This window comes from Phenylobacterium sp., assembly GCF_030680185.1.
In the GTDB taxonomy this organism is placed as follows: domain Bacteria; phylum Pseudomonadota; class Alphaproteobacteria; order Caulobacterales; family Caulobacteraceae; genus Phenylobacterium.
This window is the reverse complement of sequence record NZ_JAUXVZ010000027.1, coordinates 42,173-66,162: the sequence shown is the minus strand read 5'-3', so window position 1 is coordinate 66,162 and position 23,990 is coordinate 42,173. Positions and strand designations below refer to the sequence as shown.

The following is a 23,990-nucleotide window of genomic DNA, read 5'->3' as shown; positions in this document are numbered from 1 at the left end:
CAGTTCCGAAGAACCATCGCCAGAACACCGCCGCCTGCGTTTCTCTTTCCAATTCAACAATGTCAAAGACCAAACCGGCTTCCGCCAGCCCCGCCAACCTTCCGGCCCCGGCGAGGAGCGGCGTATCTAGTCGCCACCCCGACACCTGTCAATCGATCCTTGCGGACTTTCTTTGCGTCATCTTTCCGGAGAAATTTGGCGCAAAAATCACTCCGGGCCGCCGAGGGGCTGCCCTCATATGTCCGCAGCGATTCGATTGAAGGACCGGAACTTAACGACAGATTAAGAAGAGGTCAACAGCCTTTCGGCTAACGCCACGTCTTCGCCCGTCGTTTCGGCCAGGGGAGCGTATTTAGCGCGCCACCCATCGTGAGTCAAGACTCCCCTCCCCGACGGTATGTCGCACGACGATGAGGCGCCCGAGCTTGCCCACCGTGGCGCTCGGCGCCTATGGAGGGCACGGGCGCGTAAGGGAGGCGCCTCTGACCATGCTGTCGCAGAAGACCCGCTACGCCTTGCGCGCCCTCGTCGAGCTGGCTCGGGCTGAAGGCGTCCAGCTGACGTCCGGCGAGCTCGCCCTGCGGGCCGACGCCCCCCGGAAGTTTCTCGAAGCCATCCTGCTGGAACTGTCCCGTAATCGCCTCGTGGTCAGCCGCCGCGGAAAGTTCGGCGGCTATACCTTGGCCAGGCCGGCCCGGGACATCGCCTTCGCGGAGGTCATCCGGGTGATCGACGGGCCCCTGGGGCTCGCCCCCTGCGTCAGCCGCACGGCCTTTCGAAAATGCGATGACTGCCCAGATCTGGCGACCTGCACCCTGCGCGAGGCCCTGCTCCGCGCCCGCGACGCGACGGCTTCGGTGCTGGAGGGCTACAGCCTGGCCGACGCCGCGACCGGCGATGGCGGCGAAGTGTTCCAGGCCTAGTTCTAAAGCGGGGGCGCCTGCGGCGCCTCGAGCACGCCGGTCACATCGAACCCCGGCGACGGCGGGCCCGGATTCAGCTCGATCCGCATCCCCAACCGCCTCATGACGCCGATCGACGCGGCATTGTCAGCCTCGGTCCCAGCCAGAATCCGCGCCAGTCCCATTGTGTCGAACAGCCAGGCGCTGACCAGACCAGCCGCCGCCGTGGCGTAGCCGCGCCCTTGAAAGGCTGGCCGCACCGCCCAGAAGAGGCCCACCTCCGGCGTCCTGCGCGCATCGGGCCGCCCGCCCAGACCAGGCAGTCGTCCGAAAGGCTCAAGCCGGGGCACGGTCCCGACGAGACCGACGAACCCTTGATCGGAATCTGTGATCGCCCGCTCGCCATAGGGCGGCTGATGCAGGGCGGCCAGCTGGTCGTAGCTGCGCACGGTCCAGTCCAGCCAATCCCGGCGCAAGGCCAGGTTTTCGGCCGCGCCCAGACGAGGGTCTGACCAGCCGATCTCATCATAGAGATCATGGCAGGCCTGCAGGTCGGAGGCTTCCAGGGGACGAACGGCCACCCGATCGCCCTCAAGCCGGGGAAGTCGCACGCTCAACCGGCGGCGATATAGGCCTTCAGCCCATCGGCCTCGGCGGTCACTTCGGAGATCTTGTGCTTCACCAGGTCGCCGATCGAGACAATGCCCAGCAGCTTGTCGTCTTCACATACCGGCAGGTGGCGCACCCGCCGGTCGGTCATCCGCTCCAGCAGGGCGTCTACGGTCTCGCCAGGACGGGCGAACAGCACATCGCTGGTCATGCAGCTGGAGATGGGGCGATCGAGGGCCGGCGCGCCAAGCTCGGCCAGGCTGCGAACCACATCGCGCTCGGAAACGATGCCGACCACCTTGCCGGCGTCGACCACCACCAGGGCGCCCACCCGGCGGGCGTGCAACAGGGCGGTGACCGCGGTCACCGTGTCGCCTGGGGTGACGGTGAAGACCAGGTCGCCCTTGGCCTTCAGGATCTGGGATACAAGCATAGGTCGTCCAGCCCTCATCCTACAGATGTGCAGCCTGTCGCATAACGACGGTCCTGGCAATCACCCGTCACGCCCGGGGCGGGATTTCCGACGGCGGAGGCGCCCCCAGGTTGGCCAGCCAGACCGCTGGTCCCGCCAGCAGCAGGCCCGCGAGGAAGCCGGCGATGTGAGCCTCCCAGGCCACGGCGCCGTCGAGCCCCGGGGCGAAACCCAGAACGGCGATCATCAGGTTGAGACCGATCCAGATGGCGCTCATGAACAGGACCCGCCTGTCGAACACCGGCGCAAGACGCCCTCCGCCCGCCAGAATGCGGGTCGCCGCCCCGATCAGGCCGAACACGGCGCCAGACGCCCCCACCAGGAGGATCTCCTCCCCGGGGTGCAGCCTGGCGAAGGCCAGGTTGGCGAGGCCGCCGCAGCCCAGATAGAAGAGAAAGAAGACCAGGCCGCCCCAGATCCGCAGACCGAACAGGCGCGCCACAGGGGCGCCAAAGGCCAGGGCGCCGGCGGCGTTCATGGCCGCGTGGACCGCGCCCCCATGTATGAAGAGCGCCGTCAGCAGGCCAGCCCATCCGCCCGCCTCAAAACCCGCCGGGGAAAAACCGAAGCGGGCATAGGCCCCCTCCCCCAGTACAAACACCTGCCAGGCGAAGGCGCCGAGTATGGCGCCCACCAGGACCATGGCCGGCCATGGGGCTTTGAAAATGGGCTCGCGGGGTTCGGTCAAAGGGGCCCTCCAGAGGCGTTCAGACTTGCAAGGCGCCAGCCTTAACGAATTTGCGAGGGTTGCCCCCCTAGATAGGACGCCAGTGTCCATCTTTGGCACGTGGTTTGCTTAACGACGGCCTAGCGCCGCCGCTGTCCGGAGTCCGCCAAGTTCATGGCTATCGCCCCCACCGATGAGAGGCCAAAGGCCCAGCCCCGATCTGCGACATGGGCCGCCATGCTTATCGCCAGCGCCCTGGCGGCCAGCGGCGCCCAGGCCCAGCAGATGACCACCAACTCGGCGGATTTCAACGCCGGCTGGGGTCGCTATGCCGGCTCCGAAAATCACCCCGTCGATGTCTCCACCCGCGACGCCAACGGCAACCGGGTCATCGTGGACGGCCTGATGCTGACCGGCGAAGACCAGTCGTCCTTCAGCCGGTCCTGGGGTTCGGCGGACGCATATGCCGGCGTCGGCGCAAGCTCCGGCGGCTCCAGCGCCATCGGCAACAACCTCGTCGTGGTCACCCAGGGCAACTACAATACGGTGATCATCGACTCCACCCAGATCAACAACGGCAATGTCAGCGCCGGCGTGCAGATGAGCTCCGGCGGGGTCGGCGATGGAAACTAAGCATACGTTCCGCGCCCTTGGCGTTCTGAGCGCGGCCGCGATCGCGCTGAGCGCCTGCGCCACCCCCGTGGCCGGTCCCGGCGGCAACTACAGCAATCCGATCGGCAGCGCGCCGGTGACGTCCAACCCGACGCCCTACTCCACGGCGCTGGTCTGCATGGCGGGCTATGCGCGCACGGCCAACATCACTGCGCCGCGCATCGCCATCGGCCGCATCGCCGACTACACCGGCAAGGCGGAGTCGGACGGCAGCGGCCGCAAGATCACGCAGGGCGCCTCGCTGATGGCCATGTCGGCCTTCGCCAAGGCCGGCATGCCGTTGGTGGAGCGGTTCGACACCTCGGTGTCCGAGCTCGAACTGAAGTACGCCAACAACAAGCTGATCTCCGACCAGCCCAATCCGGCCCCCAACATGCCAGCCGAATACCGCCGCATCCTGGCCGGCCAGGTGCCGGGCTCGGACTTCTATGTCGCGGGCGGGCTGACCGAGCTGAACTTCAACATCAGATCCTCAGGCTTCGATGTCGGCGCGGGCGATCCCGACCCCCGGGATCTGAAGGGCAATATCCGCGGGCGCCTGTTCGTCATGAACATCGGCCTGGACCTGCGGCTCATCAATACCCGCACCCTGGAGGTGGTCGACGTCATCTCCTACCAGAAGCAGGTGATCGGCCGTGAAGTGGGTGTCGGCATGTTCGACTTCCTGGGCGGCAACGTCTTCGACGTCTCCGCCGGCACAGGCGCGCTCGAACCCATGCAGCTGGCCGTCCGCTCGCTGGTGGAGCGGGCCGTGGTCGAGATGACCGCCAATCTCTACGGCATGCCTGGTCCCCAGGCCTGCCTGTCCTCCGACCCCCTAGCCGGGACCACGGTGGGCCTCACAGGGGCCTATGTCCCCGCCTACAACAATCTGGGGACCAACAATGCGCAGACTCGCGAAGATCCTAATCGCTGGAACGTCAGCCGCGACTCTGACGTCCGCGGCCGCTACTAGTCAGGTTCTCGACAGCGTCATCGTCAGCGACCAGGTCCAGACCGGAGACGTGTTCTCCGGTCAGACCCTGGACGTGGTCGAGATCACCGAAGCCACCACAGCGGTCACCACCGCCACCGGTGCGGCCTTCGACGGCTCGGGCGAAGGGGTGACCCTCGACGTGCGCGCCAACCAGAACCTGCAGGCCGACGTCACCGCCGACACCCGGCTGGACGCGGCTGTTAGCTCGGGCGCCGTCACCAGCCTGACCACCGCCGCCACCGGCGTGACCAGTGAGTCCAACATCTACGAAGGGACGCTGACCGGGGTCTACAACCAGCAGACCGGCCCGGGCGTCATCTATGGCCACAGCCACATCGAGGCGCCGAACGCCGAGGTGGGCGATGTCACCGCGTCGGCCCAGGCGCTGGGCGTCAGCCAGGGCTTCGGCGTCAGCTACAGCGTCGTCGGTGCTCGGGTGAACCAGACCAACCGCGCCGATGTGGTCGCCGATGGCGGCGGCTCCTATGGCTATGTGGAAGGCGCGGCGACCTTCGCCGGCACAGCCACCGGAACCAATGTCACCGCCTCCGGCATAGGCGGATCGGGGCAGCGCTACATCATCGACCAGGACAATCAGGCCGGCCTGGTCCAGGCCAGCCAGTTCACGGCCCATGGCAACGCCTATCTGAGCACCACGAGCGCGACCGCCAGCGGCAACAACATCTCGACCGCCAACGAAGGCGGGCTGCTGGACGTGACCAGCGGCCAGGAAAACCAGGCCTATGTGCGGGCCCAGAGCGAGGCCTCGGCCTATCAGTTCGGCTCGGCCGCCAGCATCGCCTATGGGGTAGGCAATTCCTTCATGGCCGGCAATTTCGGCTCGGAAACCTTGATCGACGCCGTCCAGCTGAACGAGGGCGGCGGCGTCGAGGTCATCGCCGACTTCACCGGCGCGGAAGGCTATGACGCCTCCTCCACCGCCACGGCCATCGGCAATGCGGCGACCGGCTATGCCTGCAGCGACTGCCAGGGGCGCATCGTCGCCACCAGCCAGCAGGTGAACAACTCCGATGTCAGCGCCACCAGCTCGGTGAACGTCACCGGTTACGCCCGCTCGGCGACCGGGGTCGCCAACGCCGTCGGCAACACCGCCAGCTACTATGTGAGCCGGCCCTCCGGCCAGTAGCGTTGTCGGGGCGAGAGCTCCGCGTCCGTCGCCATCGCGCCTTGCCCTCGCCCCATCCGGCGGCGATGGTGCGCGCTATTCTGGTGAATTGCGGACGCATCCATGATCTTTTTGAAGCGAGCGGCGCTTGCGCTTACCGCCGCCCTCGCCCTTGCCGGCCATCTTGGCCTGGCCAACGCCGCCCCGCAGACCGCAGAGCCCGCGCCCCATGTCGGCGCCCATGCGACGGCGGCCGCGGATCTGGCGCCGGGCCAATGGCCCCAGGCCATCTCCGACGTAGAGGTCGATCCCGAAATCCGGTTCGGGGCCCTGCCCAACGGCATGCGCTACGCCATCCGCCGCCAGACCATTCCCCCTGGCCAGGCCGCCCTGAGGCTGCGCATCGACGCCGGCTCGTTGATGGAGGACGACGACCAGCAGGGCCTCGCCCACTTCCTGGAGCACATGGCCTTCAATGGTTCCAAGGCCGTGCCGGAGGGCGAGATGGTCAAGATCCTGGAGCGCCTGGGTCTGGCCTTCGGGGCCGACACCAACGCTTCGACCGGCTTTGACGAGACCATCTACAAGCTGGACCTGCCGCGGACCGACGAGGAGATCCTGTCCACCAGCCTGATGCTGTTGCGAGAGACCGCGATGAACCTGCTGATCGCCCAGGACGCGGTGGATCGTGAACGCGGCATCGTGCTGTCGGAGGAACGCTCCCGGGATGCGCCCTCCTATCGCACCTACAAGGACCGCCTGGCCTTCCTGCTCAAGGACCAGCGGTTGAACGACCGCTACCCGATCGGCCAGGTCGAGGTGCTGCGCAGTGCGCCAGCCTCGCGGCTTCGGGACTTCTACGACGCCTATTACCGCCCCGAGCGCGCCCTGCTGGTGGCGGTCGGGGATTTCGATGTCGACGCCATGGAAGCCCAGATCATCGAAGCGTTCGGCGGCTGGACCGCCGCGGGCGCGCCAGGCGATGATCCCGACCTTGGCGGCGTCCAGCGGCGAGGCCTGGAGGCCAAGGTGGCCGTGGAGCCCGGCGTCCAGGGGGCGCTGCAAATCGCCTGGGTCCGTGATCCGGACATGTCCACCGACACCAAGGCGCGTCGCCGGGGCGATGTGATCGAACAGCTTGGTTTTTCGGTGCTGAACCGGCGCCTATCGGTCCTGTCGCGGGCGGCTGATCCGCCCTTCCTCGGCGCGGCGGCCTTCGTGAACGACGAGTTCGGCGCCGCCGAGACCACCAGCATCATCGCCAATGCTCAGGAGGGCCGCTGGCGTGAAGCCCTCCAGGCCATCGAGATCGAGCAACGCCGCGCCGTCCTCCACGGCGTGCGCCAGGATGAGCTTGACCGGGAGATCGCCGAGTACCGCGCGCGCCTGCGCGCCAGCGTGGCCGGCGCCGCCACCCGGCGGCCTTCGAGCCTCGCCCAGCAGATCCTGGGCGCCACGGCGGACAATGACGTGGTCACCAGTCCGGCCCAGGACCTGGCGCTGTTCGAGGAGGCCGTCGATGGCCTTGAGGCGGCCACCGTCTCCCGTGCGCTGCAAGAGGCTTTCCAGGGTCAGGGCCCGCTGATCTTCCTGGCTACCCCGACCATGGTCGAAGGCGGCGAGGCTGCGGTGCTGAGCGCCTATGAGGCTGCGCGCCAGACGGAGGTCGCCCCGCCTGCCGCCCTGAGCGCGGTGGAGTGGCCCTACAGCCAGTTTGGCGCGCCCGGCAAGGTCGTCGAGACCCGGGACGTGGCCGACCTGGATACGGTCTTTGTCCACTTCGACAACGGCGTGCGCCTGACCATCAAGCCGACGCGGTTCCAGGATGACGAGGTCCTGGTCGCCGTCCATGTGGGGGACGGGCTTCAGAGCCTGCCATCCGACACTCAGAGCCTGGCCTGGGCGAGCCAGGCCCTGGTGGAAGGCGGCCTCGGCAAGATCACCGCCGAGGATATGGAACGTGTTCTGGCCTCCAACGTCTATGGCGCCCGCCTGCGGGTAGGCGACGACGCCTTCACCCTGTCCGGCTCCACCCGGCCCGAGGACCTCGACGTCCAGATGCAGGTGCTCAGCGCCTATCTGGCCGATCCGGCTTGGCGCACGGAGGCCTTCGCGCGCATCCAGGCGGCCGGGGCGACGATCCATGAACAGTATGAGGCGACCGCTGGCGGCGTCCTGTCCCGCGATCTGTCGGGCCTGCTGCATTCCGGGGATCGCCGGTGGACCTTCCCCACCAAGGCAGAGATCGCCCAGGCCACACCCGACGACCTGAAGGCCCAGCTGGCTGGTCCGCTCTCTGGCGCGCCGATCGAGGTGATCATCGTCGGCGACACCACGGTGGAAAAGGCTACCGACGCGGTCGCCCGCACCCTGGGCGCCCTGCCCGCTCGCGCTGATGTCTCTCGGCCCGAAGCGGCGCCGGTCGTCTTCCCCCCGCCCACGGCGACACCGGTCAGGCGTACGCACAAGGGACGCGCCGATCAGTCCATCGGCTATGTGGCCTGGCCCAGCACCGACTTCTTCGCCGATCCGCAGGCCGCCCGCGAGGCCGCCGTTCTCGGGGAAGTTCTGCGGCTTCGGCTGGTGGAGGAGCTGCGCGAGAGCCAGGGCGCGACCTATTCCCCGTCGGTCAACTACAACCACTCCTATGTCTGGACGGGCTGGGGCTACATCTCGGCGAGCGTGGAGATTCCGCCGGAGGGGTTGGACGCCTTCTTCACCGACGTGGCCGAGATCGCCGATGATCTCCGCCGCAATCCTATCGATGAGGACGAGCTGGAGCGGGCGCGTCAGCCGCGGCTGGAGCGGATCGAACGCGCCAGGGTCGGCAATGACTACTGGCTAAGCGAGCTGGCCCGAACCCAGACCGACCCCCGCCGCCTGGAAGCCATCCGCGCCGTCATCCCGGGCACTGAACGGGTCACGGCCGCCGATGTGCAGCGCGCGGCCGAGCGAATCCTTTCGCCCGACCGCGCCTGGAAGATCGAAGTGGTCCCGGAGAGCTGAGCGCCCCTTAGTAGACCGTGCCGCCGACGCCGCCGTCGAGGCTCAGCGCCATCGAGGAGGAGGACTCGGAGTATTCCTCTTCCTCGCGATAGGCGGTGTAGGTCTCGGTGCTGACCATGGTCAGGATCTTGATGCCGGCGCCGAAGCGACGGAGCAGCGAGCGCTCGTTGCAGTCGCGGGCCGGCTTCTGGGGACGGCAGGTCACCTGGCCGCCGGGGGCGTGATAAAGGGCCTCGCCCTTGGCGCAGACCAGCGACTGGCCGCCGGAGAAGTCCACCTGGCCGGAATATTCGGCGATGGTCGCCTGCAGGCGCGTGCCCGCCAGGCAGCGATAGAGTTCGCCGTCGAAGATGTCGCGAACATCGCGCTCGGGGAAGAGCTGCGCAGCCGGGTGCGGCGACTGACGATCGTCGATGCAGACGGCCTGGATCACCACGCGACGGGTGCTGGAGCGGGTCGCCTCATAGGCCGTCCGCTTCATCTTGCGGCCGCCCTCGACGTTCAGACCCTGGATGAGGCCCGTGGCCACGGGGGGCGAGTAATAACCGCCGCCTCCGCCGCCACCATAATAGACCGCCGAACCCGCGCCGGCGCCGGCGCCGGCCGAGGCGCGCACACTGGCGCCGGCGCTGGCGTTCACCACCACGGTGGGCGCGACCACCACATTGACGCCCGGCACCTTCACGCCGTGACCGGGCGAGGTGCAGCAGGGGGGATTGGAGGGCAGCGGCGGCGGGGGCGGCGGCTTGCAGCAGGGCGGCGGCGGCGGCGTGCAGCATGCCGGCGGCGGGGGCTCACAGCAGGCCTCGGCCCGTTCGGGCGCGGCGCCTGCCAAGAGGAACAGACCCGATCCCAGGATCAAGCCAAGCAGGGTCTTTTGCGGCGCCATCTCGGCCTCCCAACTCAATACTGCGGACCCCTGCAAATTTCACGCCGAGAGGCTCCTGAGTGAGGAGCCGCCCGATCACGACTGTCCCGGAAGGAGACAGAGCCGGCTTGGTCCGAATTCTTCTGCAAGCCCCATGCGGCCGCGATTGGCCGCGACTGGAGCCGCGCAGCGATGTCGATGTGCCATCCAAACACGGAACGGTTGATAGACTATTGGCAAGATCGGGCTCTTCCGGGGGGGCCGCCGCCGCGGACGTCGATCAGTCCGGCTGACTTTGCCGACCTGCTGCCCCAGGTCGTGATGCTGGGGCGGGTCTGTTCGGGCATCTATCCGATCCGTCTGGCCGGCGCCCTGGTCGGTGAACTGCACCAGCGCGATCTGCGCCAGCAGAACGCCCTTTCGCTGTTCAGCGCTCAGGATCGGATGGACTTGCAGACCGCCCTGGAGATGGCGCGCCGACGGCCAGAGCCCATTGTCGTGACCGCCAAGGCCCATGCTGAAGGCGTCGCCATCGGCATGGAGATTCTGTTCGCGCCGCTGGCCGGCCCGGAAGACGGTCCCGACCGCTTCCTCTGCCTCTACCAGCCCCTGACCATGGTCGCCCGGCTCAAGGGCCTGCCGCTGCTGAGCTTTTCCCTGGTGGATATCCGCAAGGGCGGCGCCTCCAACCAGGCCGCGCCGCGCCTGCGCCTGGCCGCCATCGACGGGCGCCGCATCGCCTAGGATCCTGGGCGCGCGGCGCGCCACCTCTCCAGCGCTCTCGGCGCCGAGGATGACCCTGCGGCGCCGATGAGATAAGCTTAAGACGGAAAAGCGGCCCGTCCGCGCGACAACTCCTGATGAGGTGAGATGCCCAAGCGCGTAGCGCTGCCCGCCGAGCCGATGCTCGTCTCGCTCGACGCCCGCGCCACGCCTTCGCAAAGCCGCGCGCGCAACACGTTTGAGGCCGTGCTCTCGACGGCGGGCGAGCTTCTGGGCGAGGTGGGCTTCGAGCGCCTGTCCACCAACCTCGTCTGCGAGCGGGCGGGGATCACGCCGCCTGCCCTCTACCGGTACTTCCCGAACAAGTACGCCATCCTCGGAGAGCTGGCGCGCCGGTTGATGGAGGCGCAGGACGAAGCCGTGTTCGCCTGGGTTCAGTCCGGCGGTCTGCAGGCCGCCAGCCTTGATGAGGCCGTCGCGAAGAACCGGGAGATGCAGCGCCAGGTGAATGAAATCACCCGCAACAGCCCCGGCGGGATCTGGATCATGCGCGCCCTTCGCGCTGTGCCACTGTTGCGGGACATCCGCATCGCGTCGCGCGACCAGGTCGCCGCGCAGATCAGCGCGCGCCTCACCAGCTCTTATCCGGACGTTCCCGAAGTCGAGCTGTTCCGCTCAGCGCGCCTCACCACCGAGATGATGTACGCCGCCACGGAGATGGTGCTGGAAGAGCCGACCGAGGACGAGGATCGGATCAACGAGGACGTCTGCTGGATGGTGGCGATGCATTATCGCCGGCTGGCCGAGCGCTACGCCAAGAGCTAAACGCCGCTTGGCAGCGGGCCTTTGCGCGCAAGCGCCACCACGACGCCGACAAACAGGACAAGCGCCGCGGCCAGGCAGACGCCGGCCAGCTTCATCGCCCCGTCCGCATTGCTTTCGCCCACCAGCAGCGCCGCCGCCAGCGGGCCTGCGCTGCTGCCCAGAAGCTGGGCGGCGCCGAGTTGCATGGCGGAGCGGCGGGTCGGGTCAATGCCGATCAGAAGCACGGTGTAGAACGGAAGCACGAACAGCCACAGGAAGCCAAAGGCGGCCACCAGGCCGATGAACACCAGCCCGGCGGGATGGGCCGACAGGCCGACCACCAGGCCAAGATTGATGACTGCTGCGGTGATGATCACGTGGCTCGCCCTCAGGCGCGCGCCGATCAGGGTCGCCGCCAAACCGCCCAGGACCTGCATGGCCAAGGCGGCCGCCACAGCGTCGTGAGCCTGCGCCGGCGCCAGGCCCGCAGCGGCGGCCAGGGGCTCCAGATAGACCCAGATCGCCACGATGAAGGCCATGTAGAGGAACACCGCAAACAGCCCGACCCAGGCCAGCGGCGGCAGGCCCGTCGCACCGGCGGTCGGTCGCGGCAAGGGGGCGAAGCTGCGCGGCGCGCCTAGGGCGGCCAGGGCTGCAGTCAGCGAAATTACGGCCAGGGCCACAAGGGCGCCGTCCACGCCAAACGCCGTCATGACCGTCCGCGGCAGCAGCGCCGCCAGCAACAGCTGGGCCAGGGTCTGACCCGTGATGAAGATGCCGGCCTGACGCTCGGGCCGGACCGAGCGCGAGATCATCCCGATGGTCGACCAGAGCATCACGCCGGCCGCAGCCCCGGCCAGGCCCCGCAGGCCGATCAGGACCCCATCGGCGCCCCAGACACTGGCAAGGTTACAGGCGGCGTGGGCCAGGCAGGCCACCGCCAGCTTGGCCCGCAGATGTGTGGGCCGCAGCAGGGCGGCGGCCAGGCCGCAGACCGCCCCCAGGGCCAGCAGTTCAGCCGTGGCGGCAAGCCCGATGCCCGAGACCGTCAGTCGACCGGCCTCGGCCAGCCCGCCCAGCACCAGGGGCTGCAGGCCCGCGATCAGAAGGGCGACGATGCCGATATGCAGGATGGCAAAGTTCAGTGGCTCGGGCCGCTCCAGAGTCTCGGCCGACGCGCTCACTTCGTCTGCCCGTAGGAGCCGAACCGCACCAGAATCTCGTCCATCTGGTCGTCTGACAGCAGATTAGGACCGCCGATGGCCAGACAGCCCCAATAGACCGCGGCCTGTTCCTCAATCTCCTCGGCGATCATCAGGGCCGCGCCGAGCGTCGGGGCCACCGTGATCTGGCCATGGTTGGCCATCAGGGCTGCATTCCGGCCATCCAGCGCCGCCACGACGAGATCGGCGAGCTCTTCGGAGCCGAAGGTCGCATAGGGCGCCAAGGGGACGCTCGGCCCGCCGCTGACGCCGACCATGTAATGAACCGCCGGGATCGGCCGCCCGGCGCAGGCCAGGATGGTGGCGTGGCGGGAGTGACAATGGACGACGGCGCCGACATCGGGCCGCCGTCGCAGGATCTGCATGTGCATCCGCCACTCGCTGGACGGCTTCAGCTGGCCTGCGGGAATGGAGTCGTCAGCAGCGACGAACACCATCGCTTCGGGGGTGAGCCGCTCCGGCGGCACGCCGCTGGGGGTCACCAGCATCCCCTCGCCCAGTCGGGCCGAAAGATTGCCCGAAGTGCCACGGTTCAGGCCGCGGGCGTCCATGGCCCGCATGGTCTCCACCATTCGGCTCCGTAGCCTGGCTTCCTTGTCCGCCGACATCAGCCCGGCTCCTTCAAGCGCATCGTCCTCATCGCCTGAAGGACGCCGTCATAGGAGTCCAGCTTGCCCAGGGTGGCCAGGCCTTGCGCCACCAGCGCCGCCACCGCCGTCGCGAAACGGGCGGCGTCCAACGGGGCGAGGCCGCGGCTCAGGCCGGCGATGAAGCCCGCGCAGTAGGAATCGCCACAGCTCGTCGTGTCGACAGGCGTGATGTCATAGGCCGGCAGAACCGTCCGCTCCGCCCCCAGCGCGACATAGGAGCCGGCCCCCCCGTTCTTGATGATTACGGCGCCGGCGCCCAGACCCAGGAACACATCAGCCGCCGCCGAGAGATCCTGCGCGCCCGACAGGGCGAAGGCCTCGCTGACGCTGGGCATGAAGTAGTCGGTATAGGGCAGCAGCCGTTCCAGCTCGGCCAGCGCCGTGGCCTGCGGCGAGATCAGGTCGCAGGTCACGACCGCGCCCGCCGCCTTCGCCGCCTGCATGACGGCCAGGCCAGGCCCGCCATCCGTGGCCGGCCCGCCGATGGCGCCGTAGTGGAAAAAGGCGGCCGCCTTTGCGGCGGCGATGACCGGCTCGCCGACCGGCGCAAACAGCCCGGCGCCGAGGGCGTGGAAGTTCGGGCGGCCCCCGCCTGAATCGATCGTCAGGACCGTGGCCGAGGTCGGAGACCCTTCGATGACCTGGAGGAGAGAGGTGTCGACGCCCTGCTCTTCCAGGCCAAGCCGCACCACCCGACCCATGAAATCGGAGCCGATGCTGCCCGCCAGCTGCGTCGCGACGCCGAGGCGGGCGGCCACCATCGCCGCCCCTGCGGCTGTGCCCGCCGGCGCGACGGCGACCCCCTCGATCAGGCGCGTCCCCTCGCCCTTCGGCAGCGCGTCGATGGGGCGGGCCGCCACGTCCAGCGTGGTCAGCCCGATACAGAGTAGGCCGCCAGTCATGCTATCTCCGTCCGATGCGTGGTTGATTTGTAGCCTTGCGCATATAAGGTAGTCAAAGCTATCTTTTCTGATGGGGTTACAGGCGATGAGCTGGACCAACAGCAAGAACAAGGCGCTCGTCGAACGCGCGCAAGCGGTTATCCCCAGGGGCATGTACGGGCATCAGTCCGTGGCGCTCCTGCCTGACGACTACCCTCAGTTCTTCGCCCGCGCCGAGGGCGCCCACCTGTGGGACGTGGACGGCAACCGCTACCTCGACTTCCTCGGCGGATATGGCCCGAACCTGTTTGGCTATGGCGACCGCGAAATCGACGACGCCTATGTCGCGCAGATGCGCCAGGGCGACACCATGACGGGGCCGGCCGAAGTCATGGTCGAACTCGCCGAGACCATGGTGGGCATGGTCGGCCACGCCGACTGGGCGATGTTCTGCAAGAACGGCACAGACGCCACGACCATGGCGCTGATGATCGCCCGCAACCACACCCGCAAGAATACGGTCTTGCTGGCCCGCGGCGCCTACCATGGGGCCGCCCCCTGGTGCACGCCGCTGAAGCGGGGCGTCTCGCCAGGCGATCGGGCCCATCAGGTCTTCTACGACTATAACGATGTGGAGAGCCTTGAGGCCGCCGTGCGCGAAGCCGGCGACGACCTGGCGGCCATCTTCGCAGCCCCGATCAAGCACGACACCTTCATCGACCAGGAACTGCCCGATCCGGCCTATGCCCGGCGGGCCCGAGAGCTCTGCGACGCGCACGGCGCCCTGCTGATCGTCGATGACGTGCGCGCAGGCTTCCGGCTGGCGCGGGACTCAAGCTGGTCCCTGGTGGGCGTGAAGCCTGACCTGTCGTCCTGGGGCAAGGCCATCGCCAACGGCCACCCCATCTCGGCCCTGATGGGGGCGGAGGTCGCCCGCGAGGCGGCGATGACGATCTACGCCACCGGCTCCTTCTGGTTCTCGGCGGCGCCCATGGCGGCCAGCCTGAAGACATTGGCCCGGATCCGGGACACCGACTATCTCGAGCGCACGGAGACCCTGGGCCAGCGGCTGCGGGATGGCCTGGACGAAAGCGCCCGCCGCCACGGCTTCCCCCTGCGCCAGAGCGGCCCGGCCCAAATGCCCTTGATCATGTTCGAAGACGACCCGGCCCTGGCCAAGGGCTACTTCTGGGCCCAGGCGCTGATGAAGCGGGGGGTCTACGTGCACCCCTGGCACAACATGTTCATCTGCGCGGCCATGACGGACGGCGATATCGACTTCGCGGTCCAGGCCGCCGACGACGCCTTCAAGCTGATGAAGGCCGCCGGTCCCCTGGAGGCGCCGGCCAAGCTGGCCTTCATGACCCAGATGCTCGACCACTGATCGGACGGCCGAACGCGCCCCGCCTTCAGATCAGGCGGGCGCGCCCGGCCGGCTGACGCCGAAGCGGCGCAGGACATTATGGGTGATGGTCTCGACGAACGGGTCCCGCGCGCCCAGGCCATGGGCCCATTCGGTCGTGCCGCTGTTGAACACCTCGCCCGCGCCGCGCTTGAAGCTGGCCAGCACCGCATGGCCCCGCAGCACCTTAGCCTGCGCCTCGGGGCTGCTTTCCCCGAACATCACGTCGGCGATCACGTCCAGCTTCTCTGGCGGGATGATCGGATTGTAGCCGCGGCCGGCCTCCTCGCCGAAGGCGCAAGGCGCGATGCCGATGATCTCCAGGTTCGCCGGCACGCCGAGGGCAGGCGTCGCCCGCGGCAGGCCGTCATCCCCGAACTGGAAGCGACAGCCGTCGCTCTCATAGCCGATCAGCGGCAGGTCGCCGCCCAACAGGTCGCCATAGAAGAGGTCTGATCCCTCGAGCGCCCAATGGCGGTCGTCATAGACTGTGAAGCCCCCCTGCCCGCGCGCCACGCAAAGGCCCAGGCGGTGGTAGCCGGCGAAGACGAAGCTCAGGCCCGTAATCTCGGCCTCGGGCTTGCCGAAGGCCGGGTGCGACCAGAGGTGGGTCGCCTGCTCCGGCGGGACGTCCTCGGCCTCGAAGCCGCGCCACTTGTGGCAGACATAGGTCTTGCCGTCGTTTTCCCAGCGCACCTTCCAGAAGCAGGTGTTGCCCGACAGAATCGCCGCCCGGCCGCCGGCGTCCACAAAGCGCTCCACCTGGTCGCGCTCGCCCACCGACCAGTATTCGCTGTGGCCGACGAACAGCACCGCCTCATAGCCGTCGAGGAAGTTGGGCTCGACCTCCAGGTCGTAGTCGGTGGCGAAGTCGAGGACGTAGCCCTCGGCCTCGGCCCAGGCCACGAACACGTGCTCCCACTTATGCAGAAAACCCGCCGAGCCGTCATAGGGCGAGGCCTTGTGCTTGGACATCCAGGCATAGTCGGAGGCCCAGGGCCGCTCGCGATATCCGCGCTTGCGAAGATTGACCAGCCGCGGCACATCGGCGGGCGGCGCGACGATCAAAGGTGGAAAGGGCCGCTGGGTCGACAGGACCCCGATCGCCTCGTCCATCGCCTGATCGAACGGCGTCTCGCCCGACATCAGTTCGGCGACGTTGGCATAGGCGTTCGCCCCGCCCCAGTAGTTGTAGGACTGATAGGTGTTGGTCGACAGCACCATGACGGCGCTGGACCGGCGCTCGCCCAGGGGCGGCTTGACGCAGACAAAGTGGTGCGCCTCCTCCCCGTCCGCATCGGTCAGCACGATGTCGTAATAGCCCGACGCCCAGTCGCCGCCGACTTCGACCTCCAGGGCCACCGGCCAGCCGCACCCATCACGGTCGGCATGGGGCGGGACCGGGTGGTCGCCGACGATGACGCCCTCCAGCGCCAGGACCTCGCGCCGGTCCATGCCCACCCGCGCCATGGAGAGGCGACAGGGCCCGCGCGCCGCGGTGGCGTGCAACGCAAAACGCTCGCCCGGTCGTACGCTCAGGCGGTCGGTATAACAGGCCAGCATCGACGCCCCTTTCGTTCGAGAAGAGTAGCAGTCCCTATCGTTCGCAAGGCGCGATGCCCGCGCAAAGGCCGTTCGACCAAGCCTCGGTCATAAGCTCGGTGCGGCGCCGCAAACCTGATCATCCCCGCAGATGCGATCGCGGCGACGAGCAGCTCACTTGATTTGCATAGTTTTTACTATCGTATAAGCGGGGTCGCAAGAATGATGTGAAGAGGGGATCCCGATGAGAGCCGTATTGTTCGTGAGTTGCGCCGTGGTGGCGCTGTCTGGCGGAAGCGCGATGGCGCAGACCGCTGACAGCATGATGATCCAGGAGGTGGTGGTCACCGCCCAGAAGCGCAGCGAGAACCTTCAGGATGTGCCGGTCTCAGTGACGGCGTTCTCGGGCGAGGCGCTGAGCACCCGCGGCGTCACCAATGTGACCGGGCTCAACAACCTCGCCCCCGGCTTGCGGGTGAGCAGCGGCGACGCCGCCGCCAACCCCAAGATCTTCATCCGCGGCGTGGGCCTGAGCGACTTCAATCCCAACTCATCGAGCGGCGTCGGCATCTATGTGGACGGGGTCTATGTCAGCTCGCCGCTGGCGCAGATGGCCGGCTTCTTCGACATCGGCCAGATCGAGATTCTGCGCGGGCCGCAGGGCACGCTCTATGGCCGCAACACCAACGGCGGCGCGGTGAACGTCACCACCAACCGGCCCACCCGCACCTTCAGCGCCGAGGCCGCCGCCGAGTACGCGACCTACAATGCGGTCAATCTGACCGGCGCGGTGAGCGGTCCGGTTATTGAGGACGTGCTATCCGTGCGCGCCGCCGGCCAGGTCGTGCGCGATGACGGGACCACCTACAACCGCGTCACGGGCGACGACGTCAACGCCACCGACTATTGGGCGATCCGCCTGTCGGCCCTCTACACGCCCCACGAGGACGTCGAGGCGCTGTTCCAGGTCAACCGCTTCGTCAATCGCGGCGAAGCCACCCAGCCGCAGCACCGGGCGCTGTTTCCCTTCACGGCCGAGGCTACGGGTCCCGACGGCTTCTGCGCGCCGACCTTCTATGGCTCGGGCCTGTGCGGCGACGCCTTTGGCTATAGCGACACCGACGGCGACGACCGCGCCCTGGACGCCAACGCCGAGGGCAAGGACAAGATCGACCTGTTCGGCGCCTCAGCGCAGGTGGACTGGGACCTGGGCGCCATCTCCCTGGTCTCGGTGACCGCCTATTCCTGGGCGCACCGCAACGCGTTTGAGAACACCGACTCCAGCCCCAACCAGATGCTGGAAATCAACTATCTGGCTCGCCAGAACCAGTTCACCCAGGAATTGCGGCTGCAGTCGAACGACACAGGCGACGATCGCCTGAAGTGGGTGGCCGGCGGCTACTATATGGACGAAACGGTCAAGGACGCCTCGACCCAGGACGTGCTGCGCGATCTGCGTCCGCTGTTCCCGGACGGCTTCAGCCTCGCCGACAGCGTCGCGGCCTTCAGCTATCCCTACACCCAGAAGACCAAGAGCTACGCCTTCTTCGGCCAGGCCGACTACCAGCTCGCCGAGCGCCTCACCGCCACGGTCGGCCTGCGCTATTCGGCCGACGAAAAGTCCTTCGACTACCGCAGCCAGGCCGAAGGCGGCCTGATCGTCCTGCTCACCTCGCAACAGGAGAAGACCTTCTCGGCCTGGTCGGGCCGGCTGGGCCTGCGCTACGAGGTCAATGACGAACTCAACCTCTATGCGACCTACAATCGCGGCTTCAAGAGCGGCGGCTTCTTCGGCGGTCTGGCGACGACGCCCGAGGAGCTGATCCCCTATGACAACGAACAGCTGGACGCCTACGAGGTGGGCCTGAAGTCCGAACTGTTCGACCGGCGCGTGCGGCTGAACATGTCGGCCTTCTACTATGACTACCAGGATCAGCAGGTCTTCGCCCAGGCCCTGCGCAACGGGCTGACGGTGCTGGTTCTGGACAACGCCGCCAACTCCGAAGTCTATGGGGCTGAGATCGAGGCGACCGCGCGGGTCAGCGAAAACCTGTCGATCGACGCCGGGCTCTCCCTCCTTGACGCCACCTACGGCGAGTACTTCTCGGAGGGCGACGACTTCACCGGCAATCGACTGCCGCAGTCGCCGGAAGTCACCTTCAATGCGGCGGCCAACTATCGCCATCCCCTGCCCCAGGGCGGCGAACTGGTGGGCACGCTCGATGCGGCCTATTCGTCGAAGGTCTATTTCGACAATTCGAACGCCGAGCGCCTCTCGCAGGACGCCGTCTGGGTCGTGGGCGCGCAGGCGGGCTGGCAGGCGCCGGACGGGCGCATCGAGCTTGGCCTCTTCGCGCGCAACCTGTTTGACGAGACCTACAAGGTTTCGATCTCGAACATCGACAGCCTGGGGGTCGATCTGCTCACCCTGAACCGTCCCCGCAGCCTGGGGGCCTATCTCCGCTATCGGTACTGAAGATCTGACAGATCGAACCCACTCGCGCGGGATGGTCCCCATCAAGCGCGAGTGGGCGCTCAGCCGGCGAAGGCTTTCCACAGCAGCTGGGCGCCGACCGCGATCATCAGCAGATAGATGGCGGTATAGAAGCGCTCGGGCTTGATCCGCCGAACGAGCCAGACCCCGGCCAGGGTCGAGGCGATCGCCACCGGCGTCAGGGCCGCGGCCGTCAGGAGGTTTTCCGATGTGAACTGGCCGAGCGCCAGATAGGCGGGGACCTTCAGCCAGTTGATCACCGCAAAGAAGATCGCCGTCGTGCCGACCAGGACGGCCGGCGGCAATCCCTTGGGCAGGACCCACATCTGAAACGGCGGCTGCCCGGCGTGGGCGATTTGGCTGGTGAAGCCCGATGCGACGCCAAGCACACCGCCCAGAGCCAGGGGCGCATGGCTGGGAGCCTGGATACGGCCGCCGCGGGCGAGCCAGAGCCGGTGAAGGGCGAAGACGATGCTGATGGCGCCCAGCACGGCCAATATGGTCGTGGCCGACACCTGCGCCGCCAGCAGATAGCCCAAGGCGATGCCGACGGCGGCGGATGGGATCATGAGCGCGAGGATCGACCGGTCCCAGCTGCGCCGGAACGCCCAGACCCCGACAATGTCCTGAACGATGAGCACCGGCAGCAGGATGGCCGCCGCCTTCACCGGCGAGATCACCAGCGCCATCAGGGGCAGCGCCACCGCCCCCACGCCAGCGAACCCGCCCTTGGCCAGGCCCAGCAGGATCACCGCCGGGATGGCCAGGGCGTAGAAGGCCGGATCGCTCAACACCGCGCCGCGCCTCGCATTACGTCGCCATCGCCGGTTCGGGCCTGCGCACGCTGACGACGCGCAGTTCCCGTTCACGGCCTTCGCGGTCGGGCCACTGGATGGACTGGCCTGGACGGAGGCCAAGCAGGCCAGCACCCACGGGGGTGAGGATCGAGACGCGCCCGGCGCTGATGTCGGCCTCCCCCGGATAGACCAGCGTCACCGTCCGGCTGCCCCCGTGGGACAGATCGATGAACTCGACGCAGGCGCCCATACCGACGACGTCGTCGGGCATCGCCCCGTCTGGACGCACCTCGGCGCGCTCGACCTCTTCCAGCAAAAGATCCGCAAGGCCAGGCGTGCGGGCGCGCGCGCTCAGAGCCAGGTCGGTGACGCGCTCGGCGTCCGTTTCGCAAATGATGATGGTGGGGCGCAGGGCCTTGGAGTCGGGGGCTGACATGGTGGCAATCCGATTGCAGGAATGAGCATGGAGCCAGGACGGCTCATGCTCGCCCCGGCGGTCAGATACGGCGGATTGACCCCGAGCCTGGCTGACACGCAGCGCATGCTCGGGGCTCGGAGCCTGCCGCCAGGTCCCGCCCTCGAATTCGGATTCGCAATGTGCGCGCGCTCGCCATGCGGTCAGCAAGCCCATCAAGCCCAGGCGAAGTCAATCGGACCTCAGGCCGCGGCGCTGGCCGTATCCAGCGCCTTCAGGTCCTCAGGCGTCAGCTTGAGCCGCGCCGATCCCATCAGTTCATCCAGCTGCGCGACGCTGGTGGCGCTGGCGATCGGTCCGGTGAGGCCGGGCTGAGCCATCACCCAGGCCAGAGCCACCTGAACTGGCGTGGCCGAGTGGGCGCCGGCCACCTGATCGAGGGCGGCCAGGATCTTCATGCCGCGGTCGTCCATGTACTTCTTGGCGCCCCGGCCGCGGGGGCTCTTGGCCAGGTCTTCTTCGGAGCGGTACTTGCCGGTCAGGAACCCGCTGGCCAGGCCGTAATAGGGGATGACCCCCACCTCTTCGGCGATGCAGACCTGCTGCAGGCCGGCCTCGAAGCCCGCCCGGTCATAGAGGTTGTAGAGCGGCTGCTCGCTTTCATAGCGCGGCGCGCCGAGCGCCTTGGACGCCTCCAGCGCGGACTTCAGGCGCTCTGGGCTGAAGTTGGACGAGCCGATGACCCGCACCTTGCCGGCCTTGACCAGCCGCTCATAGGCCTTGGCGGTCTCCTCCTGCGGCGTATCGGCATCGTCGCGGTGGGACTGGTAGAGGTCGATATAGTCGGTCTGCAGGCGCTTGAGGGAAGCCTCCACCGCCTGCTCGATATAGTGAGCCGACAGCCCCTTCATCCCCTCGCCCATCTCCGAGCCGACCTTGGTGGCCAGCACGATCCGGTCGCGGCGACCGCCCTGGGCGATCCAGTTTCCGATGACGGTCTCCGAGGCCCCGGCGCCGGCCGGCGACCAGCGGGAATAGACGTCGGCGGTGTCGACGGCGTTGAACCCGCCGTCGACAAAGGCGTCGAGGATCGCGAACGAGGTCTTCTCATCGGCCGTCCAGCCGAAGACGTTCGTGCCCAGCACCAGCGGGGCCACCATGAGGTCGGAACGTCCCAGTCTGCGCAGCTCCATGAGCGGCCTCCCTTATTATGATCAGGCGGCCTTCTGGCCGTCCTCGTAAACTGGCGCCTCCTCGGCCGGCAGGGCCGGGCGCCCCAGGATCATATCCGAAGCCTTCTCGGCGATCATGATGGTTGGCGCATTTGTATTGCCCCCCACTAGGGTCGGCATCACCGAGGCGTCGATGACGCGGAGGCCCGAGAGCCCCCGGACCTTCAGTTCGCCGTCGACCACCGCCATGGAATCGTCAGCCGTCCCCATCTTGCAGGTGCCCACCGGGTGATAGATCGTCTCCGACGTCCGGCGGATCCAGGCGTCGATTTCGGCGTCGGTCTGCACCGCCTCGCCCGGCGAGAACTCCGCCCCGCGATAGGGGTCCAGCGCGCTCTGGGCCGCCACATGGCGCATCATCTTGACGCCCTCGCGGATCGCCCGGCGGTCTTCCTCGGTGGCCAGATAGTTGCCGAAGATGGCGGGGTTGGCCATGGGATCGGCCGAACGCAGGCCCACCCGCCCGCGGCTCTCGGGACGCAGCTGGCAGACGTGGAAGGTGAAGCCGTCCTTGGCCACCGAGACCTTGCCGTGGTCCTGCATGATGGCCAGCACGCAGTGAATCTGCAGGTCGGGGCGATCAAGATCCGGCCGCGAGCGCAGGAAGGCGCCCGATTCCAGGAACTGCTGGCGACCGGGGCCCTTGTTGAAGAACATGTAGTTCATGCCGACGCCGAGCGTCCTGATCAGGCCCTTGCGCATGGAATAGGCGGTGATCGGCAGCGGGCATTCCCAGGACAGGGTCACGTCCAGATGGTCCTGCAGATTGGCGCCGACGCCCTTCAGTTCATGCACCGGCGTGATGCCGTGGGCGGTCAGCTCTTCAGGATCGCCGATGCCCGACAGTTGCAGGATGTGCGGCGACTGGACGGCGCCGGCGCATAGCAGCACCTCAGCCTCGGCATAGACCTTGCGGACCTCCTTGGTCTTGTCGTCGACGTACTCGACGCCGGTCGCCCGACCGTTCTCCACCAGAATCCGGCTGGTCCGCGCGCCGGTCAGCGCCGTCAGATTGGGTCGCTTCAGCGCCGGATGCAGATAGGCCTTGGCCGCGCTCCACCGCTGGCCGTCGTGAACGGTCAGTTGATATGGCCCCCAACCTTCCTGCTGGAAGCCATTGAAGTCCTTGGTGATCGGGTGACCAGCCTGCCGTCCGGCCTCGACCGTGGCGGCGTAGATGGGATTGGTGGACGAGGCCTTGGAGACCTTCAGCGGCCCCTCCCCCCCGTGCCAGGCGTCGCCGCCGCCTTCCAGCGCTTCGGAGCGTTTGAAGTAGGGCAGCACCTCGGCGTAGGACCAGCCGGTCAGACCCATCTGGCGCCACTGGTCGTAATCGCGCGCGTGGCCGCGGATATAGATCATGCCGTTGATCGAGGACGAGCCGCCCCAGCCCCGGCCCCGGGGCCACCAGAGCTTGCGGTCATCCAGGTTCGGCTCGGGCTCGGTCCAGAACCCCCAGTTGTAGGGGCCTTCCTTGCCGATCAGGCCGCCGACGCCGGCCGGCATCTTGACCATGATGGAGTTGTCCCGGCCGCCGGCCTCCAGCAACAGCACCTTGGTGGCCGGGTTTTCGCTGAGTCGATTGGCGAGCACGCAGCCGGCCGAGCCGGCGCCGATGATGATGTAGTCGTAGCGGTCCATGTGACCGGCCTCCCCTGAAACTCACGCCGGGCTGGCTGCCCGTTCTCTTGAATAACTGGCCCTAGCGGCCCTTCCATTGCGGCGGCCGCTTCTGGGCGAAGGCCATCGGGCCTTCCTTGAAGTCCTCCGACCGGAGCATGGCCGAAGTCGCCGGATAGCGCATCTGACCGGCCATGGCGGCCTGCAGGGTGGGTTCGTCCAGACCCTTGAACACCGCCTCCTTCGAGGCGCGGATCGACATGGGCGACAGCTCGCAGATCTGCGCCGCCCAGCGGCGGGCGGCGTCCATCAGTTCGGCGGCCGGGACCACTTCGTTGACGAAGCCCAGCTCGCGCCCCTCGGCGGCGGCCACGCGCCGGCCGGTGAGGATCATGCCCATCGCCTGCTTCTGGCCGATCTGGCGCGGAAGGCGATGCAGGCCGCCAGCCAGGGCCGCCAGGCCGACGCGGGGCTCGGGCAAGGCGAAGGTGGCGGTCTCGGCCGCAATGATCAGGTCGCAGGCCAGGGCGATCTCGAAACCGCCGCCCATGGCCACCCCATTGACCGCCGCGATCAGCGGCTTGGTGAGATCAAAGCGTTCGGTCAGCCCCGCAAATCCCGAAGGCGGCAGGCCCATGCCGCCGCCGCCCGCCTGATGCTTGAGATCGTTGCCCGCGGAAAAGGCCCGCTCACCGGCCCCGGTGACGATGGCCACCCACTGGTCGGGATCGGCGGCGAAGGAGTCGAAGGCCTCATGCAGTTCATGGTGCGCCGGGGAATGGAGCGCGTTCATGACCTCGGGACGGTTGAGGGTGACCACAGTCACCGGCCCCTCCCGCTCCACCTTGATGAACTCATAGGCCATGGCGCGCTCCCTTATGTCTTTTGAAGACCTTCCCTAAGGCGCCC

Annotated in this window: 22 protein-coding genes; 9 read left to right on the top strand and 13 right to left on the bottom strand. The window is 67.8% G+C overall.

Features of this window, described 5'->3' with window-relative positions:
• Positions 1-488 precede the first annotated feature (488 nt).
• Positions 489-923 (top strand): Rrf2 family transcriptional regulator, encoded by a 435-nt coding sequence (locus Q8L83_RS04885; RefSeq protein WP_305285084.1) that lies wholly within the window; start codon positions 489-491, stop codon positions 921-923.
• A 2-nt stretch (positions 924-925) separates the two neighbouring features.
• On the opposite strand, the gene Q8L83_RS04880 is transcribed toward Q8L83_RS04885, so the two are convergent.
• The 3 genes from Q8L83_RS04880 to Q8L83_RS04870 form a co-directional block, all read right to left on the bottom strand.
• Positions 926-1,483 carry a GNAT family N-acetyltransferase gene (locus tag Q8L83_RS04880; protein ID WP_305285083.1) on the bottom strand — a complete coding sequence of 186 codons (558 nt, stop codon included), beginning with the start codon at positions 1,481-1,483 and terminating at the stop codon, positions 926-928.
• 32 nt (positions 1,484-1,515) lie between these two features.
• On the bottom strand, positions 1,516-1,944 hold the full coding sequence (locus Q8L83_RS04875; RefSeq protein ID WP_305285082.1) for a CBS domain-containing protein: 429 nt from the start codon (positions 1,942-1,944) through the stop codon (positions 1,516-1,518).
• Positions 1,945-2,011: 67 nt separating this feature from the next.
• Complete coding sequence (locus Q8L83_RS04870; protein ID WP_305285081.1) at positions 2,012-2,671, bottom strand: rhomboid family intramembrane serine protease; 660 nt, start codon at positions 2,669-2,671, stop codon at positions 2,012-2,014.
• Positions 2,672-2,887: 216 nt separating this feature from the next.
• On the opposite strand from Q8L83_RS04870, the gene hfaA reads away from it, so the two are divergent.
• The 4 genes from hfaA to Q8L83_RS04850 all read left to right on the top strand — a co-directional run bounded on the left by hfaA (position 2,888) and on the right by Q8L83_RS04850 (position 8,430).
• Positions 2,888-3,283 (top strand): holdfast anchoring protein HfaA, encoded by a 396-nt coding sequence (hfaA, locus tag Q8L83_RS04865; RefSeq protein ID WP_305285079.1) that lies wholly within the window; start codon positions 2,888-2,890, stop codon positions 3,281-3,283.
• Positions 3,273-4,277, top strand: coding sequence for a holdfast anchoring protein HfaB (gene hfaB, locus Q8L83_RS04860; protein ID WP_305285078.1), 1,005 nt, complete (start codon positions 3,273-3,275; stop codon positions 4,275-4,277). Before hfaA ends, hfaB begins: the two co-directional genes overlap by 11 nt.
• Complete coding sequence (gene hfaD, locus Q8L83_RS04855) at positions 4,207-5,445, top strand: holdfast anchor protein HfaD (RefSeq protein WP_305285077.1); 1,239 nt, start codon at positions 4,207-4,209, stop codon at positions 5,443-5,445. The genes hfaB and hfaD overlap by 71 nt, the downstream gene beginning before the upstream one ends.
• Before the next feature lie 102 nt (positions 5,446-5,547).
• Entirely contained in the window at positions 5,548-8,430 is a 2,883-nt protein-coding gene (locus Q8L83_RS04850; protein ID WP_305285076.1) for a pitrilysin family protein, read from the top strand.
• A gap of 7 nt (positions 8,431-8,437) precedes the next feature.
• On the opposite strand, the gene Q8L83_RS04845 is transcribed toward Q8L83_RS04850, so the two are convergent.
• Complete coding sequence (locus tag Q8L83_RS04845) at positions 8,438-9,319, bottom strand: hypothetical protein (RefSeq protein ID WP_305285074.1); 882 nt, start codon at positions 9,317-9,319, stop codon at positions 8,438-8,440.
• Between the two features lie 171 nt (positions 9,320-9,490).
• Between Q8L83_RS04845 and Q8L83_RS04840 the strand changes: the two genes are divergently transcribed.
• Positions 9,491-10,042 carry a PAS domain-containing protein gene (locus Q8L83_RS04840; RefSeq protein ID WP_370868351.1) on the top strand — a complete coding sequence of 184 codons (552 nt, stop codon included), beginning with the start codon at positions 9,491-9,493 and terminating at the stop codon, positions 10,040-10,042.
• A gap of 126 nt (positions 10,043-10,168) precedes the next feature.
• Positions 10,169-10,846, top strand: coding sequence for a TetR/AcrR family transcriptional regulator (locus Q8L83_RS04835; protein ID WP_305285072.1), 678 nt, complete (start codon positions 10,169-10,171; stop codon positions 10,844-10,846).
• Here the strand turns inward: Q8L83_RS04835 and Q8L83_RS04830 are convergent.
• From Q8L83_RS04830 to Q8L83_RS04820, 3 genes are read right to left on the bottom strand one after another with little or no spacing between them, the layout of a single operon-like run.
• Positions 10,843-12,009: an MFS transporter gene (locus tag Q8L83_RS04830; RefSeq protein WP_305285071.1), complete on the bottom strand. Its 1,167-nt coding sequence runs from the start codon at positions 12,007-12,009 to the stop codon at positions 10,843-10,845. The two genes, Q8L83_RS04835 and Q8L83_RS04830, sit on opposite strands and share 4 nt — an antisense overlap.
• Positions 12,006-12,656, bottom strand: a complete 651-nt coding sequence (locus Q8L83_RS04825; protein ID WP_305285070.1) for a class II aldolase/adducin family protein — start codon at positions 12,654-12,656, stop codon at positions 12,006-12,008. The genes Q8L83_RS04830 and Q8L83_RS04825 overlap by 4 nt, the downstream gene beginning before the upstream one ends.
• Positions 12,656-13,600, bottom strand: a complete 945-nt coding sequence (locus Q8L83_RS04820) for a carbohydrate kinase family protein (protein ID WP_305285067.1) — start codon at positions 13,598-13,600, stop codon at positions 12,656-12,658. Before Q8L83_RS04820 ends, Q8L83_RS04825 begins: the two co-directional genes overlap by 1 nt.
• An 85-nt stretch (positions 13,601-13,685) precedes the next feature.
• On the opposite strand from Q8L83_RS04820, the gene Q8L83_RS04815 reads away from it, so the two are divergent.
• Positions 13,686-14,963, top strand: coding sequence for an aminotransferase class III-fold pyridoxal phosphate-dependent enzyme (locus Q8L83_RS04815; RefSeq protein WP_305285066.1), 1,278 nt, complete (start codon positions 13,686-13,688; stop codon positions 14,961-14,963).
• 30 nt (positions 14,964-14,993) lie between these two features.
• Here Q8L83_RS04815 and Q8L83_RS04810 read toward each other — a convergent pair whose 3' ends face one another.
• Positions 14,994-16,544 carry a N,N-dimethylformamidase beta subunit family domain-containing protein gene (locus Q8L83_RS04810; protein WP_305285065.1) on the bottom strand — a complete coding sequence of 517 codons (1,551 nt, stop codon included), beginning with the start codon at positions 16,542-16,544 and terminating at the stop codon, positions 14,994-14,996.
• Positions 16,545-16,767: 223 nt separating this feature from the next.
• On the opposite strand from Q8L83_RS04810, the gene Q8L83_RS04805 reads away from it, so the two are divergent.
• Entirely contained in the window at positions 16,768-18,999 is a 2,232-nt protein-coding gene (locus Q8L83_RS04805) for a TonB-dependent receptor (protein ID WP_305285064.1), read from the top strand.
• A gap of 59 nt (positions 19,000-19,058) precedes the next feature.
• Here the strand turns inward: Q8L83_RS04805 and Q8L83_RS04800 are convergent, their stop codons facing one another.
• The 5 genes from Q8L83_RS04800 to Q8L83_RS04780 form a co-directional block, all read right to left on the bottom strand.
• A complete protein-coding gene (locus Q8L83_RS04800; protein ID WP_305285063.1) occupies positions 19,059-19,811 on the bottom strand; it encodes a sulfite exporter TauE/SafE family protein in 753 nt (250 codons plus the stop codon).
• A gap of 16 nt (positions 19,812-19,827) precedes the next feature.
• On the bottom strand, positions 19,828-20,250 hold the full coding sequence (rnk, locus tag Q8L83_RS04795) for a nucleoside diphosphate kinase regulator (RefSeq protein WP_305285061.1): 423 nt from the start codon (positions 20,248-20,250) through the stop codon (positions 19,828-19,830).
• 221 nt (positions 20,251-20,471) lie between these two features.
• Positions 20,472-21,422 (bottom strand): aldo/keto reductase, encoded by a 951-nt coding sequence (locus Q8L83_RS04790; RefSeq protein WP_305285060.1) that lies wholly within the window; start codon positions 21,420-21,422, stop codon positions 20,472-20,474.
• Positions 21,423-21,443: 21 nt separating this feature from the next.
• Positions 21,444-23,102: a choline dehydrogenase gene (locus Q8L83_RS04785; RefSeq protein ID WP_305285059.1), complete on the bottom strand. Its 1,659-nt coding sequence runs from the start codon at positions 23,100-23,102 to the stop codon at positions 21,444-21,446.
• A gap of 61 nt (positions 23,103-23,163) precedes the next feature.
• Positions 23,164-23,946 (bottom strand): enoyl-CoA hydratase-related protein, encoded by a 783-nt coding sequence (locus tag Q8L83_RS04780; protein WP_305285058.1) that lies wholly within the window; start codon positions 23,944-23,946, stop codon positions 23,164-23,166.
• Positions 23,947-23,990 lie beyond the last annotated feature (44 nt).

Excerpts from the sequence above, each read along its gene's own strand:
- Q8L83_RS04820 (WP_305285067.1), bottom strand. The coding sequence starts at position 13,600 with ATGACTGGCGGCCTACTCTGTATCGGGCTGACCACGCTGGACGTGGCG.
- hfaA (WP_305285079.1), top strand. The coding sequence starts at position 2,888 with ATGCTTATCGCCAGCGCCCTGGCGGCCAGCGGCGCCCAGGCCCAGCAG.
- Q8L83_RS04825 (WP_305285070.1), bottom strand. The coding sequence starts at position 12,656 with ATGTCGGCGGACAAGGAAGCCAGGCTACGGAGCCGAATGGTGGAGACC.
- Q8L83_RS04850 (WP_305285076.1), top strand. The coding sequence starts at position 5,548 with ATGATCTTTTTGAAGCGAGCGGCGCTTGCGCTTACCGCCGCCCTCGCC.
- rnk (WP_305285061.1), bottom strand. The coding sequence starts at position 20,250 with ATGTCAGCCCCCGACTCCAAGGCCCTGCGCCCCACCATCATCATTTGC.
- hfaB (WP_305285078.1), top strand. The coding sequence starts at position 3,273 with ATGGAAACTAAGCATACGTTCCGCGCCCTTGGCGTTCTGAGCGCGGCC.
- Q8L83_RS04785 (WP_305285059.1), bottom strand. The coding sequence starts at position 23,102 with ATGGACCGCTACGACTACATCATCATCGGCGCCGGCTCGGCCGGCTGC.
- Q8L83_RS04845 (WP_305285074.1), bottom strand. The coding sequence starts at position 9,319 with ATGGCGCCGCAAAAGACCCTGCTTGGCTTGATCCTGGGATCGGGTCTG.
- Q8L83_RS04885 (WP_305285084.1), top strand. The coding sequence starts at position 489 with ATGCTGTCGCAGAAGACCCGCTACGCCTTGCGCGCCCTCGTCGAGCTG.
- Q8L83_RS04810 (WP_305285065.1), bottom strand. The coding sequence starts at position 16,544 with ATGCTGGCCTGTTATACCGACCGCCTGAGCGTACGACCGGGCGAGCGT.
- Q8L83_RS04815 (WP_305285066.1), top strand. The coding sequence starts at position 13,686 with ATGAGCTGGACCAACAGCAAGAACAAGGCGCTCGTCGAACGCGCGCAA.
- Q8L83_RS04840 (WP_370868351.1), top strand. The coding sequence starts at position 9,491 with ATGTCGATGTGCCATCCAAACACGGAACGGTTGATAGACTATTGGCAA.
- Q8L83_RS04780 (WP_305285058.1), bottom strand. The coding sequence starts at position 23,946 with ATGGCCTATGAGTTCATCAAGGTGGAGCGGGAGGGGCCGGTGACTGTG.
- hfaD (WP_305285077.1), top strand. The coding sequence starts at position 4,207 with ATGCGCAGACTCGCGAAGATCCTAATCGCTGGAACGTCAGCCGCGACT.
- Q8L83_RS04805 (WP_305285064.1), top strand. The coding sequence starts at position 16,768 with ATGAGAGCCGTATTGTTCGTGAGTTGCGCCGTGGTGGCGCTGTCTGGC.
- Q8L83_RS04790 (WP_305285060.1), bottom strand. The coding sequence starts at position 21,422 with ATGGAGCTGCGCAGACTGGGACGTTCCGACCTCATGGTGGCCCCGCTG.
- Q8L83_RS04875 (WP_305285082.1), bottom strand. The coding sequence starts at position 1,944 with ATGCTTGTATCCCAGATCCTGAAGGCCAAGGGCGACCTGGTCTTCACC.
- Q8L83_RS04835 (WP_305285072.1), top strand. The coding sequence starts at position 10,169 with ATGCCCAAGCGCGTAGCGCTGCCCGCCGAGCCGATGCTCGTCTCGCTC.